Annotated in this window: 13 protein-coding genes; 5 read left to right on the forward strand and 8 right to left on the reverse strand. The window is 53.1% G+C overall.

Annotated features, from left to right (window positions below):
* Positions 1 to 24 precede the first annotated feature (24 nt).
* The 4 genes from glpT to H7U12_RS04285 all read right to left on the reverse strand — a co-directional run bounded on the left by glpT (position 25) and on the right by H7U12_RS04285 (position 5402).
* Positions 25 to 1407 (reverse strand): glycerol-3-phosphate transporter, encoded by a 1383-nt coding sequence (glpT, locus tag H7U12_RS04270; protein WP_255896668.1) that lies wholly within the window; start codon positions 1405 to 1407, stop codon positions 25 to 27.
* Positions 1408 to 1568: 161 nt separating this feature from the next.
* Complete coding sequence (locus H7U12_RS04275; protein ID WP_186633454.1) at positions 1569 to 2297, reverse strand: MIP/aquaporin family protein; 729 nt, start codon at positions 2295 to 2297, stop codon at positions 1569 to 1571.
* A gap of 7 nt (positions 2298 to 2304) precedes the next feature.
* A complete protein-coding gene (gene glpK, locus H7U12_RS04280) occupies positions 2305 to 3828 on the reverse strand; it encodes a glycerol kinase GlpK (RefSeq protein WP_186633457.1) in 1524 nt (507 codons plus the stop codon).
* Between the two features lie 5 nt (positions 3829 to 3833).
* Positions 3834 to 5402, reverse strand: coding sequence for a glycerol-3-phosphate dehydrogenase/oxidase (locus tag H7U12_RS04285; protein WP_186633577.1), 1569 nt, complete (start codon positions 5400 to 5402; stop codon positions 3834 to 3836).
* A 531-nt stretch (positions 5403 to 5933) separates the two neighbouring features.
* Here H7U12_RS04285 and H7U12_RS04290 point away from each other — a divergent pair.
* On the forward strand, positions 5934 to 6704 hold the full coding sequence (locus H7U12_RS04290) for a DeoR/GlpR family DNA-binding transcription regulator (protein WP_186633460.1): 771 nt from the start codon (positions 5934 to 5936) through the stop codon (positions 6702 to 6704).
* Between the two features lie 56 nt (positions 6705 to 6760).
* On the opposite strand, the gene H7U12_RS04295 is transcribed toward H7U12_RS04290, so the two are convergent.
* A complete protein-coding gene (locus H7U12_RS04295; RefSeq protein ID WP_186633463.1) occupies positions 6761 to 7696 on the reverse strand; it encodes a hydrogen peroxide-inducible genes activator in 936 nt (311 codons plus the stop codon).
* Between the two features lie 234 nt (positions 7697 to 7930).
* Here H7U12_RS04295 and H7U12_RS04300 point away from each other — a divergent pair, with 234 nt between their 5' ends.
* From H7U12_RS04300 to H7U12_RS04315, 4 genes are all read left to right on the forward strand, one after another.
* Positions 7931 to 8407, forward strand: coding sequence for a Dps family protein (locus H7U12_RS04300; RefSeq protein WP_062542817.1), 477 nt, complete (start codon positions 7931 to 7933; stop codon positions 8405 to 8407).
* Between the two features lie 218 nt (positions 8408 to 8625).
* Positions 8626 to 9183 (forward strand): peroxiredoxin, encoded by a 558-nt coding sequence (locus tag H7U12_RS04305; RefSeq protein WP_186633466.1) that lies wholly within the window; start codon positions 8626 to 8628, stop codon positions 9181 to 9183.
* A gap of 536 nt (positions 9184 to 9719) precedes the next feature.
* Positions 9720 to 10304, forward strand: a complete 585-nt coding sequence (locus tag H7U12_RS04310; protein ID WP_186633469.1) for a carboxymuconolactone decarboxylase family protein — start codon at positions 9720 to 9722, stop codon at positions 10302 to 10304.
* Between the two features lie 19 nt (positions 10305 to 10323).
* Positions 10324 to 11127, forward strand: coding sequence for a VOC family protein (locus H7U12_RS04315; protein ID WP_241749118.1), 804 nt, complete (start codon positions 10324 to 10326; stop codon positions 11125 to 11127).
* A 540-nt stretch (positions 11128 to 11667) separates the two neighbouring features.
* Here the strand turns inward: H7U12_RS04315 and rny are convergent.
* The 3 genes from rny to H7U12_RS04330 all read right to left on the reverse strand — a co-directional run bounded on the left by rny (position 11668) and on the right by H7U12_RS04330 (position 14093).
* A complete protein-coding gene (rny, locus tag H7U12_RS04320; protein ID WP_194362501.1) occupies positions 11668 to 13260 on the reverse strand; it encodes a ribonuclease Y in 1593 nt (530 codons plus the stop codon).
* Positions 13261 to 13328: 68 nt separating this feature from the next.
* Positions 13329 to 13619 (reverse strand): cell division protein ZapA, encoded by a 291-nt coding sequence (locus tag H7U12_RS04325; RefSeq protein WP_062542813.1) that lies wholly within the window; start codon positions 13617 to 13619, stop codon positions 13329 to 13331.
* Between the two features lie 177 nt (positions 13620 to 13796).
* Positions 13797 to 14093 carry a hypothetical protein gene (locus H7U12_RS04330; protein WP_186633472.1) on the reverse strand — a complete coding sequence of 99 codons (297 nt, stop codon included), beginning with the start codon at positions 14091 to 14093 and terminating at the stop codon, positions 13797 to 13799.

The following is a 14093-nucleotide window of genomic DNA, read 5'->3' on the forward strand; positions in this document are numbered from 1 at the left end:
GTTTCTAGAGTCAGAATAGGAAGATTATGGAAGGTTGAGGTGTAGTTTCTCCCGCTTCCAGGTAAAAGCGGTGAACAGAATGGAAAGCAAACAGGCGGCTACCAACATGATGAATCCTCCATCCCAGCCCCAGTGGTCTACAATGAAACCCATGGCGATATTGGCAAACAGTGCTCCTCCCAAGTAGCCGAACAAGCCCGTGAGGCCAGCCGCAGTACCGGCGGCTTTCTTAGGTACCAGGTCCAGCGCCTGTACTCCAATCAGCATCACGGGACCGTAGATTAAGAAGCCGATGGAGATCAAGGCCACATTGTCGATCCAGAGATTACCCGCTGGGTTTTTCCAATACACCAGCACCGCAATCAAGACCAACACCATGTAGATAATGGTAGCCGGGGCGCGGCGGCCTTTGAAAACTTTGTCACTGATCCAGCCGCAAAGCAAGGTGCCAGGGATACCCGCGTACTCATAGGCGAAATAGGCCCAGCCAGTTTCTTTCACGGAGAAACCTTTGGCTTCTTCCAGATAAGTAGGTGCCCAGTCCAGAATGCCGTAGCGCACCAAATACACAAAAGCATTCGCGAAGGCGATGTACCAAAGTACCCGGTTGTTGAACACGTACTCAAAGAAGATCTGCTTGGCGGTGAGCTCCTGCTCCTGATCAGCAGAGTAATTGGCCGGATAGTCATTTTTGTAGGCTTCAATGGTAGGCAAACCGCAAGACTGAGGCGTGTCTCTAACCAGCATATAAGCAATAGCGGCAAATACCAATGCTACTAAGCCCGGGAAGTAGAACTTGCTTTCCCATGAACCGAAGATGGCAACCGCCGCAATAGCGATAGGACCCACTAACCCGCCGCCCACGTTATGGGCCACGTTCCAGATAGACATCTTAGTGCCTCTTTCCTTCGTGGAGAACCAATGCACCATTACCCGGCCGCACGGAGGCCAGCCCATGCCCTGGAACCAGCCGTTCAGGAACAGCAGGATGAACATGATGGTGATGGAACTGGTGGCAAGCGGGGCAACCCCCATAAAAATCATAGTGAGCGCCGAAAGCAGCAGTCCCACGCTCAGGAAAGTGCGGGCGTTGCTTCGGTCAGAGACGTTCCCCATTAGAAACTTGCTCAAACCATAGGCAATGGAAACGCCAGACAAAGCAAAGCCTAAATCGGCTTTGGAGTAGCCTTGTTCAATCAGGTCGGGCATCACCAGCGAGAAATTTTTGCGGACCAGGTAATAGCCGGCATACCCCAGGAAAATGCCCAGGAATACCTGGGTGCGTAATTTTTTGTACTCAGGGCCAATCCGCTCAAGGGGCAGTTGCTCCATGTGAGGGGCAGGTGGAAACAGGCCCTTTTTTGTAGGCGCTGCAGAAGTAATGTTTGTTTGGTTTGAAACTTTCAAAGTTTAAATAGTTCTATCGGGTGAAGTAAAAGGTTCCACACCATCCTGTAGAGGCGAGTGGTGCATCCTTCAAAATTACTGCGGTTTTTTCTTTAAAAGGAAGGACCGAAAAACGTAACAAAAGCTTAATACTTGCTCTATTCAGCAGGGGAAGACCAGGATTATTGCAAAATCATAAACAGGAGGGCGGCGACAGTTGCTCCCGCCAGAGGCCCCAGCACAGGCACCCAGGCGTAGCGCCAATCACTGTGGCACTTGTTCTTGATGGGGATAAGGCTGTGCACAATTCTGGGCCCAAGATCCCGGGCCGGGTTAATGGCGTAGCCGGTAGTGCCACCCAAGGACAAGCCAATGGCCCAAACCAGAAAGGTAACCGGTAGAGCGCCCAGGGATCCCATGCCAATAGGAGTCTTCTGCTCGCCCATTTCCGGGGTGGTGATGTACAGGATGACGAAGATCAGGACGAACGTACCCAGCGCTTCACTGAAAAAATTGGCGAACGGGTGCCGGATGGCAGGCCCGGTGCTAAACACGGCTAGTTGCGCCAACGAGTCTTCCGTGGTGTCAAAATGAGGCTTATAGATAAGCCAGACGAGCAGTGCTCCCAGGATCGCGCCCAACATTTGGGCAGCGATGTAGAGGCCCACCTGATCCCAGGCGAACTTTCCCACAATGGCCAGGGCCAGGGTTACGGCCGGGTTCAGGTGCGCGCCGCTATATGGGCCCGCAATCACTACCCCGGCAAATACTGACAATGCCCAGCCCGTGGTAATCACCATCCAACCGGCGTTATTGCCTTTGGTCCCTTTCAGGACCACATTAGCGACTACGCCGCCTCCCAGAATAATCAGGAACATGGTTCCTATTACTTCGGCTGTAAATGCTGACATGGCTGGCTTAGGTTAAGGTAGAAGCTGGTTCTAATTGATCATCCTGGGCCCAGGCCTTCGCGGCTCGTACCGCTCGTAACCATCCGGCAGTAAGAGCTTTGGTATTGTGCGCTTCGCTGCTGGCCTCAAAGCGGTCATGGATGTTCCATTGCTCCTGGATCTGGTCTACACTTTCCCAGAAGCCAACCGCTAAACCGGCCAGGTAAGCGGCTCCTATGGCGGTGACTTCGGTAATGGCGGGTTTTACCACGCTGGCCTGCAAGATATCAGCTTGAAACTGCATGAGCAGGTTGTTGTCTGTGGCACCGCCGTCTACCCGAAGTTCCTTGATTTCTATGCCGGCATCGGCTTCCATGGCTTTCAGGACTTCCATGGTCTGGAAGGCGATACTTTCCAGACCCGCCCGGGCAATGTGCGCGGAGGTGGTGCCGCGGGTCATACCCACCAGCGTACCCCGGGAGTGCTGGTCCCAGTGGGGAGCACCCAGGCCAGCGAAGGCGGGGACAAAATAAACCCCTTCGCTGCTGTCTGCTTTCTGGGCGAGGGCTTCTACCTCAGAAGAGGTGGAGATAATGCCTAAGCCATCCCGAAGCCACTGCACTACCGCGCCGGCAATGAAAATACTGCCTTCCAAAGCGTAGTGCACCTGGTCTTTGATCTTCCAGGCTACCGTGGTCACCAGTTTGTGGGTGGAGAGGATGGGCTTTTCGCCGATGTTCATCAGCATGAAGCAGCCGGTCCCATAGGTGTTTTTGACCATGCCCGGCTTGGTGCACATCTGCCCGAACAAAGCCGCCTGCTGGTCGCCGGCAATGCCGGCAATTGGTATGCGGGTGGCAAAAATAGAGGCTGAAGTCTCGCCCACCACTTCACTGGAAGAAGTGACCTGTGGCAGCATGCTGGCCGGTATATCAAACAGATCCAGTAGTTCCTGATCCCATGTAAGGGTATGGATGTTGAATAGCAGCGTGCGGGAAGCGTTGGTAACGTCTGTGGCGTGCACTTTGCCGCCGGTAAGGTTCCAGATAAGCCAAGAATCAACGGTGCCAAAAGCCAGATGGCCGGCTTCCGCCAGTTCGCGGGCTCCAGCTACGGTCTCTAGTATCCATTTCACTTTAGTGGCCGAGAAGTAAGCGTCAATCACCAGGCCGGTTTTCTGCTGGATCATCTCTTCCAGGCCCTGTTCTTTCAGATGGTCGCAATAGCCGGCGGTTCGGCGGTCTTGCCAGACAATGGCATTGTGGATGGCGGCCCCGGTTCGGCGGTCCCAGACTACGGTGGTTTCCCGCTGGTTCGTGATCCCAATGGCGGCAATGTGCTCAGCCCGTAAACCTGCTTTGGAAATGGCCTCGGCGGCTACCCCAATTTGCGTAGACCAGATTTCATTAGGATCATGCTCCACCCAGCCCGGATGCGGATAGAATTGGGTGAACTCCTTCTGGGCCAGGGAGACGATGTTCCCCTGCTGATTAAATACAATGGCACGGGAGCTGGTAGTGCCCTGGTCAAACGAAAGTATATATTCAGCCATAGTCTTTAGTTTTTGTAGCTCAAAGATTGCTTCTGTACAGGATTGGCAATGGAGGGAGTATAGGCTTCCAGCAGGTAATTAGAAGCCAGGCTGAAGAAGGCTTGCACCTGCACCTGCTGCCACTGCTGGTCTAAACCCAGTTCCTCTGCCATGAGGCTCGCTACCTTGGGTGCCATGTCCATGGCGGCTCGGGCGTTCAGGAACAGAACCCGCATTCTTCTGGCCAGGACATCTTCCACCGTGCGGGCCATTTCATTTCTAACCGCCCAGATGACCTCGGCACCAATATGGGTAAATTGCGCATGCAGCGGGAAACTCAACTCTGGATTCTGGTTGGCCAACTCCTGGATATAGCGTTTGTCTGAACCGTAAATGGAAAGCGGAGCCGCGGTAGCCTGCGGAGCCGCGAATCCATGGATTTTCAGGGAAGCGGTTACGCAGGGCTTCGCCGGTAGAGCGCCTACTTCAATGGCTTTGTCTACCGTGTCCTGTGCCATTCTGCGGTACGTAGTCCATTTGCCGCCCGTAATGGTGACAAGGCCCGACGGAGCTACCAACAGTTTATGGCTTCTGGAAATTTCTTTGGTGCTGTTTGTGTTCTTGGTAGGGGCAGCCAAGGGACGTAGTCCGGCAAAAACGCTCAGCACATCGGCGCGGGTAGGTTTGCGCAACATGTACTGACCGGCTGTTTCCAGGATGAAGTCTATTTCCTTGTCAAGCGCCAGCGGCTCCAGGCTGTTCTTGTCCAGCGGCGTGTCGGTGGTTCCTACTAATAAGTGTTTATGCCACGGCACCGCGAATAACACGCGTCCGTCTGAGGTTTTAGGGATCATCAGGGCGTTGCTTCCCTCCAGGAAGGAGCTGTCCAATACCACGTGTACTCCCTGACTTGGCCTAACCAGCGGATGTTGCGCGGGGGCGTTCATCTGCAGTACTTCGTTCACAAAAACGCCGGTGGCGTTCACTACCGTTTTGGCTTTTAGATGGTACTCCTGTCCAGACTCCAGATCTTTGGCAGTAACCCCGGCAACTTTGCCCTGGCTGTCTTTGAGCAGATTGCTTACCTGCATGTAGTTCAACAGCACGCCGCCCTGCTCAGCACAGGTTTGGGCAAGGTTAAGCGCCAGGCGGGCATCGTCAAACTGTCCGTCAAAATACTGCACGCCTCCCTTCAGGCCGCTGGTCCTGATGTTGGGGAGCAGGCTGGCCACCTTTTTGCCGGAGAGAAGGGTGGTTTTGTTGAACCGGTAACGACCCGCCATCAAGTCATAGACGGTTAAGCCTACGCCGTACATCATTTCGTTCCACCAGGTGTAGTTGGGGATCACGAACGACTGCACGTTTACCAGGTGGGGGGCATTCTGTAATAATAAGCCGCGTTCATAAAGTGCTTCGTACACCAGTTTGATGTCTCCTTGGGCCAGGTAGCGTACTCCGCCATGGACTAGTTTGGTGCTTCGGCTGGAGGTTCCTTTCGCGAAATCTGCCTGCTCTAATAATAAGGTCTTGAAACCTCTTGACGCTGCGTCCAAAGCAACTCCTAATCCAGTGGCACCCCCTCCAATTACAATCATATCCCAAACAGACGACTCGTTCTGTATTTTCTGTAGGAATATCTCTCTCTTGAAAAACGAAGGGTTGGGTTCTTTCTCTTTCACGTGGCTTATTAATCGTAAGTAAATGGTTGCTTTTTGTTTCGTTTTAAAATTATACTACTGAAATAAGAAAAGCAAAAGAAATTATCTAAAAGAATAAAGCTAGGGGAGGGATATTTTAGAAATTTAGTAAGGAGCTGAGCCAGCTTTTTAGTTATTGGTAAAGAATCACCTACACGAGAATCGTAATCAATAGATTCTCAAAGAGAGAGAAGGGAAAGGCAGTTGCCGGAATTTTCTTCTATATTTAAGTACTCAGCCGTAAGGCATTTAACAAGCCCAGAAGTACTTATTCTTGGAAAGAATCTGAGTAAGAAGAGGATAGGAGGGTTGTGACTCAGGATTGTCTTGATAGGCAGGAGTGGAGCAGAGCAGGGGAACTACAGTGATAGAGTTTGAATAAAGGATTTTATATATTTCATTTGATTTCGTTTTATAGGAGTTGTTCTAATGATTAATATCACCGAAAGGCATCAACATATAATTAATAAGCTGCAGCAGAAGGGACAGGTAACCGTGTTGGACTTGTGCGATGAGCTAAGTGTCTCTTCTGTGACCATCAGAAAAGATCTCAAACTGCTGGAAGACAAAGGGCTCCTTTTCCGGACGCACGGCGGAGCCACCCAGAACAACCCGTATACCATTGACCGGCCGGTGAATGAGAAAGAGCACATGCAAATCAATGAGAAGCACCGCATAGGGGTAGCGGCGGCTAAATTGATAGAGGCCAATGACTCCATCCTGATTGCGTCCGGCACTACCGTCATGTCATTGGCGAAGAACATTCAGCCGGTGCCGCTCAAGAACCTGACGGTGATCACTGCGGCGCTGAACGTGGCGCTGGAACTGATCCGGCACCCCGAGATTGAGATCATGCAGTTAGGCGGCTTGCTGCGGCGCAGTTCCTCGTCGGTGACGGGGCCTTATGCCGAGAGCGTGCTGTCAGATTTTTCCTGCAGCAAGCTGTTCCTGGGCGTGGATGGCATAGACCTGGAGTTTGGCCTCACCACCACCAATGTGATGGAGGCGCACCTGAACCGCCAGATGATCAACATCTCCCAGAAAACCATTGTGCTGGCAGATTCCTCTAAGTTTGGCAAGAGGGGCTTCGGGCGGATCTGCGGATTTGAGGACATCGACCAGATCATCACCGACAAAGGCATTTCTGACCACACCTACAAGGCCCTGCAGGGAATGGGCGTGAAAGTGACCATTGTATAACTTCTGGGGCAAAAGCGTTTCGGGGCCGATTTTGGAAAATCGGCCCCGAAACGCTTTTACTTGATTTTTACCACCCGCACCGGGTTGCGCTCTTTCAACCCGACGGGTACGTGCGCCACAATCTCATCGCGCAGGGCCTCAATCAGGCGCTTCTTCAGGAAACTGCGGTGTACCACCAGGCTCACCTCGCGCAGCGGCTGCGGATCGGCGAAGGGGCGCACCATGCCTTTCTTTTCTTCAGACAAATCCAGCACTGATAGTTCTGGCAGCAGCGTCATGCCGCGTTGGGTTTCCACAATCCGTTTGAGGGTTTCCAGGGAGCCGCTCTCGTAATCCAGGTGCACGTTCCGGATGCCTTTGGTGCGGTTGCAGAGCTGCAGTACCTGGCTTCTAAAGCAATGGCCGTCGTTGAGAAGCCACAGATCGGCGGGGTCAATGGCTTCGGCGGTGATGGTTTCCAGTTTGGCCAGTGTGTGGGAGGGGTGCATGTAGCCCACAAACGCCTCGTAGAAAAGCGGCACTTCCACAATGGTTTTGTCGTTCAGGGGCGTGACCAGCAAACCCACGTCCAGGAGCTCCAGCCGGAGATTCTCCACAATATCACCCGTCACCGACTCCTGAATGGTGACGTGTACTTTGGGGTACTTTTGGATAAACGAGGTGATAAACAGCGGCACCAGGTACGGCGCCAGGGTAGGGATCACGCCAATGCGCAGTTCACCGGTGATGCCGTCTCGCTGCACCTTCACCAGTTCCTCAATCTTCTTGAACTCGGCAACGGCCACCCGGGCTTGAGCAATCACCTCTTTCCCTAGCTCAGTGGGGCGCACGGGCACGCGGCTCCGGTCAAAGACCTGCACGCCCAGTTCCTCCTCCAGTTTCTGGATCTGCATGCTGAGGGTGGGCTGCGTCACAAAGCATTTTTCGGCGGCGGTGGCAAAGTGCCGGTACGTGTCTACAGAAAGCAGGTATTCCAGTTGCGTGTGGGTCATAGAGGCGTAGGTAAAAGCGGTGACAAACGTGTTTTTAACAGATGCGTGCTGGCCGTTTCGGGGCCGTTTTCCGGAAAAGAGGCTCAAAAAGGCGCGGCAACGCAGCTAAAACAAAGATAATAGATTTACATGATGATCGTATAAATACTATCAATTTGATCTATAAAATCGTTTCCGGCACCTTTGTCGTATGGGTAGGCAGTACACAAGTATTTACTAACCTATCACACCACTATGGAATCACACAACGAATTAGGACTGGAACGCAGAGATACCAAAGACCTGGCCGTAAAACTGAACGAGCTGCTGGCCAACTACCACGTCTATTACCAAAACCTGCGGGCCTTCCACTGGAACATCAAAGGCGGAAACTTCTTCGCGCTGCACGCCAAGTTTGAGGAACTGTACACCGAGGCCTTCGAGACCATTGACGAGATCGCGGAGCGTATTCTCACCCTGCGGCACGTGCCCATGCACAGCTTCTCTGATTTCCTGGCCACTTCCCGCGTGCAGGAACGCAAAGGCCTTACCTCAGACGTAGACACCGTGGCCGCCACCGTGGAGAACATTGGCCAGATCATTCACCTGGAGCGCGAGGTTCTGGCCCTGGCCGCCGAACTGGACGATGAAGGCACGCAAGGCCTGATCAGCGATAACCTGAACACCCTGGAGAAGAACCTCTGGATGCTGAACGCTTTCCAAGGCTCTTAAAGCTTGAACCTGTTTAGTAAAGAAACAGCGATTAGCTATTACCCTTGCTGTGTGTTCTCACCAGCAAGTGGGACGGCTCCTGGTTTGGATTGTTGGTGAGAACACCAACAATGGCGGCTATTCTCGCTCCCTTTCTGCTTTACTAAACAAGCTCTTAACCTACATCCGATCTTAAAACACTACTAATACCCTTTATTACCTTTTAACCTTACCTGTACATGTACCAAAACCGAGTACTATCCGTTGGGGCAGAATTCCCTGCCTTCGCCAAGAAAGCTGTTGTTTCCTTAGAGAGAGACCAAGAGTTTAGAACCATCACGGAGCAAGAGCACCGCCAAAACGACCAATGGTTGGTGATGTTCTGGTGGCCCAAAGACTTCACCTTCGTGTGCCCCACCGAGATTGCCGAGTTCAACAAGAACTATGACGAGTTCCGCGACCGCGACTGCCAACTGATTGGCGCCTCCACTGATTCTGAGTTCGTGCATGCCGCCTGGCGCCGCGACCACGACGACCTGCGCGGCCTCCGGTTCCCCATGCTAGCGGATACGTCCAAGTCACTGGCCGAAGAGCTGGGCATCCTGGATACTGAGGAGAAAGTAGCCTACCGCGTGACCTTCATCGTGGACCCACAAGGCATCATCCAGTGGGTGAGCGTAAACGGCTTGAACGTGGGCCGCAACGTAGCCGAGGTGTTGCGCGTGCTGGACGCACTGCAAACCGACGAACTTTGCCCCTGCAACTGGAAAAAAGGCGAGGCCACGTTATCGGTTTAACTTAAAAAAACACCCGGAACATCTGCGGTGAGCAGGAGGAAATGTCTGTCCCTCACTGCCCGCAGATCTCCGGTTGTTCATCTATCCAGACTTGTTTCGTTAACAGTGTCAGGTGAAAGGAAAACCTGGCTTACCCACAGCGGATTTTCCTTTTCGGCCTGTTTCCCAGAAATCAGCCCCAAAACGCACCGGAGGTCAGAGCTGCGATCTGGAACGCTTCATCCAACTCAGAACTCAAGACTCAAGACTCAGAACTATTATTTGGGCGTGCCCCTACGGGTCGGGCTATCCGCTGCAAGTCCTCGGGACTTCGTTCCTCGCCCCTCTGGGCTTTCCGCTGCTATCCCTCACGCATTTTGTCTCTTGCGCCAGGTACTGCCCCGAGAACGACTTCCGCGTTTTACGCCTGATTTCGGAGTACTTCCCTGAAAACAGTTTCTGCGTTTTAGGCCTGTTTTCGGGAAAGGGCACCAAAAGTAGCCGTGCCGGCCTCACAGCAACCATCAGCAATCAACAATTAACCATCAGCAATCAACATGCTTTCCGTTATCCAAGAAACCCAACAAGACTTCCTCAAAGATCTGGGGCTTACCGGCCACAACTTCGCGCGCCTGGACCAACTGGTCACCGGCGACTCCAAGTACCTGAAAGACCTGCGCATCAACCTCAAGACCGCCTTGCAGTCAGAGAATGTGACGTCCAAAGAAGCGTACCTCATTGCCCTCTCTGCGGCCGTGAACGAAGAAAATAACACCTTGACGGAGGCGTTCAGAACACTGGCAGCCTCGCACGGTGCCACTGACGCGGAGCTGGCCGAGGCTGTGGCCGTGACTTCGTTGTTAAGCACCAACAACATTCTGTATCGGTTCAAGCACTTCATGCACACCGATTTCTATGAGTCTGCGCCCGCCAAAGTGAAGATGAACATCATGATGAACCCCGTGACCGGCAAAGAGTTCTTTGAGCTGGTGAGTCTGGCAATCTCGGCCATTAATGGCTGTGAGCGGTGCGTGACCTCGCATGAGGACAGCGTGCGCAAGCTGGGCGCTTCTGAGCAGCGTATTTTTGATGCCGTGCGCATTGCCGCCGTTGTGGTGGGCGTGAGCAAGGTCATCCGTTAGTATTCTTAACTTTTTCGCCATGAGTTTGGCATTAAACCAGGTAACTGTTTCTGTGCACAACTTGCCAGAGGCGGTTGCTTTTTACAAAGGACTAGGCCTGCACCTGATTGTGCAGGCGCCGCAGTACGCCCGTTTCGTGTGCCCCAACGGGCTTTCCACCTTCTCGGTGCACCTGCACGATGACGGTACTTTTCCGCCCTCGGGCACCACGGTCTATTTTGAGTGCGTCCAACTGGACCAGCAGGTCGCCTCCCTCAAAAGCCGGGGCTACGTGTTTGAGCAGGACCCCACAGATCAGCCGTGGGAGTGGCACGAAGCGTATCTGCATGACCCCTCGGGGAACCGCATCTGCCTGTACCATGCCAGTGAAAACCGGGTGAACCCAGGCTGGCGTCTGCCGGAGAGCAAGGCCAAGTACTTCCTTACCGAAGCCCGGTTTACCAATTGGTTGAACTCCATCCAAACCGCGCTGAGCGACAACGATGCAATTACCTTTCAGAAACTCTTCGCCGCCGATGTCCGGTTGCTGGAGTCGCCGTTTGCCGCCCCGGTGTTTGGCTCCGGCAAGGTCAAGCACCACTGGGACAAAGCCATGGGCCTTTACGCTAACGTGTCCTACAACCTCATTGGCGTGCAGGGCAACGTAGGCTACGCGCAACTGGAAGGCACTTGGGGTACTTCTGAAAGCGTGGTCTATAGCGCCATGCTGGCCCTCCGGTTCAACCCGGCCGGGCTCTGCACCGAGGTGATCGTCTGGGGCGGCCCCACCATCTCCCGGGGCGTCATGCTGAAGAACGTTTCCGGGGTGTTTTCCAGAAACTAAGCCTAAAATACAGTAGGGGCAATCCCTGGTGGTTGCCCTTATGATGATAGCAGCAAAGGGCAACCACCAGGGATTGCCCCTGTATTTAAAGTAAAACGAAGTGCCCCCCGCTATCAAGTCGTGGGCAGTTCGTTTTACTTTCTCTCCCTGGCGCGAGTCTCCAGACTCGTGCCATCAGATAATGGGTAGTCTCCCGACTACCCTCGCTGCTCAGCAGCGAAACCGGCAGTGCAGAGTTCTTCGTTAAGGAGTTACTGAGTGATGCCTTACCTATCATGAACTGGCGGAAAGGTATGGAAGTGAAATCCAAGCTGTGACAATGCCTGGATTGTGGTTCCCGGCGAGTCTGGAGACTCGCTTCATCCGAAGTCACGAGACGGAAGTCTCGCGCCAGATGGAGGCAAATGTAAGGGCGACCACAAGGGATTGCCCCTACAAACAGAAAGGCCCTCTACTTTGCAGCAGAGGGCCTTTCTGTGTTCTTTCCAGAAATCAGCTCCAAAACGGGAGTCTAACTTCTAGCGTCTTAAATCCATTGTCTTACTTGGCGTAAGACACAGAGCGCATTTCCCGGATGACCGTGATTTTGATCTGGCCGGGGTACTGCATTTCTTTCTCAATCTTCTGGGAGATGTCAAAAGACAGCTGTTGGGCGCGTTCGTCGGTGACGTTATCAGCGTCTACCATCACGCGGAGTTCACGGCCGGCCTGAATGGCGTAGCACTGATTCACACCGTCAAACGAGTGGGCGGTTTCTTCCAGCTCTTTCAGACGCTTGATGTACGACTCCATGATCTCGCGGCGGGCACCAGGACGGGAGCCGGAGATGGCATCACACGACTGAATGATAGGAGAGATCATAGCGGTCATCTCAATCTCGTCGTGGTGCGCCCCGATGGCGTTGCATACGTCTGGGTGCTCTTTGTATTGCTGGGCCAGCTGCATACCAATGATAGCGTGCGGCAGTTCCGGCTCTTCGGTGGTTACTTTCCCGATGTCGTGGAGCAGGCCGGCGCGTTTGGCGTGCTTCACGTTCAGGCCCAGTTCAGCGGCCATAGTGGCGCAAAGATTGGCTACTTCTCTGGAGTGTTGCAGCAGGTTCTGGCCGTAAGAGGACCGGAAGCGCATGCGGCCCACCATCTTAATCAGTTCTGGGTGTAGGCCGTGGATACCTAGGTCAATGGCGGTACGCTCACCAATTTCCACAATCTCCTCTTCAATGCTTTTCTTGGTCTTGGACACTACTTCCTCAATACGGGCCGGGTGAATACGACCATCAGCTACGAGGCGGTGTAATGATAAACGGGCAATCTCGCGGCGAACTGGGTCAAAACCAGAGATGATGATGGCTTCCGGGGTGTCATCCACGATGATCTCCACGCCGGTAGCGGCTTCCAGGGCACGGATGTTACGGCCTTCACGACCAATAATCTTGCCTTTAATATCGTCTGACTCAATGTTGAAGATGGACACGCAGTTCTCAATGGCGTGCTCAGCGGCGGTGCGCTGGATGGTCTCAATTACTACCTTTTTGGCTTCTTTGGTAGCGGTGAGCTTGGCCTCGGCCACAATGTCTTTGATGTAAGAAGAGGCGCGGGTAGAGGCTTCCGACTTCAGGTTCTCCACCAACTGCTCGCGGGCTTCCTCGGCGCTCAGGTTGGCGATGCGCTCCAGACGACTCAGAATCTCGTGGTGGTCTTGCTCTACTTTGCTGAGTTTGTCGCGGTACTGGGCCTCCAGGTCTTCTTTGCGCTTGTTGAAGCCTTCCAGTTGCTGGTTCAGTTTGTCTTTGAGAACGTCGGTTTCCTGCTCTTTTTTCTTCAGGTCTTCCTGCTGCTTGGTAATGAACTGCTCGCGCTGCTTTACCTTGTTCTCGTTCTGGATGATGATGTTCTTCTTGCGGTTGGCCTCTTCCTCGTGCTCGGCTTTCAGCTTCAGGAAGTGCTCCTTGGCTTCCAGCATCTTGTCTTTCTTCTGGGTCTCGGCTTTCACCTCCGCCTCGCGGATGATGAGTTTGGCCCGTTCAGTGGCCTGTTCTTCCTGCTCCTTGAAGAGCTTCAGGAGCAGTACACGGCCCGCGTAGAAGCCTATGCCGGCGCCTACTACCGCTGCTAAAATGATATAAATAGTCATGGCTATAACTTTAAAAGGTTATGTTATAGCAATGACACTGAGCCAATCGGGGCGGAGCGGACGGTGAATTATCCGAGCTGCAGAGAAGAGAGCAGTTGGTTTAAAGAAGAGAGTTTTTCTTCCAACGATAGTTGGGTTTCTACGGCGGCGTCTTCCGTTTTTATCTTGTCAGCGGCGGTTTCCAAAGCAATCATGGCCAGCAGGTCCTGCTTGTCATGAATCCCGAACTCCTCCCTGAACATTCTCAGGCGCTCGTTCAGGTATTTACCGGCCTGCCGCAGCCTTTCTTCCTCGTCCTCGTTTACCCGCATTGGATATTCGCGGTCGGCTATCTTGATGCGTATAGATAACTCACTCATGTCCAGATGCTGTTAAGGGCTGCCGTGGCGCGTTTGTTGGTTAGAAGGTTGCCCTGCGATGTCATAAAAAAGTAAAAGTTCCGCATGTCAAGCCTAAGGTTCTAAATTGGTATAGCCGCGTGCGAACACGCCTTTAAAAGAGAACAAACAACAACCGCAACCAGACAACCCGTTCTTCTATTCTCTTAAATAAGCGATGCACTTGTCAATCTCGCGCAAGTACTCGTTTATTTTCAGCTTCAACTCCGTTGAACTGGCAGTGTCTACTGCTATGGTTTGTACAATTTTACTAATATTATCTTGATTCTGAAAATTTTTTATCTCAGCATCTTTTTCCTGAATCACCTGCTGGAGGCGCGCTATTTCCTGGTGGGCTGCCTGTAACCGCTCCTGGCCCGCCTGGTACTGCTTTACCAGCTGGTGCACTTTGCCCTCAATGGACTGGATTTGCTGAAGAGTAGATTGGTCAGACAT

It is taken from the genome of Rufibacter sediminis, assembly GCF_014269285.1.
Lineage (GTDB): Bacteria > Bacteroidota > Bacteroidia > Cytophagales > Hymenobacteraceae > Nibribacter > Nibribacter sediminis.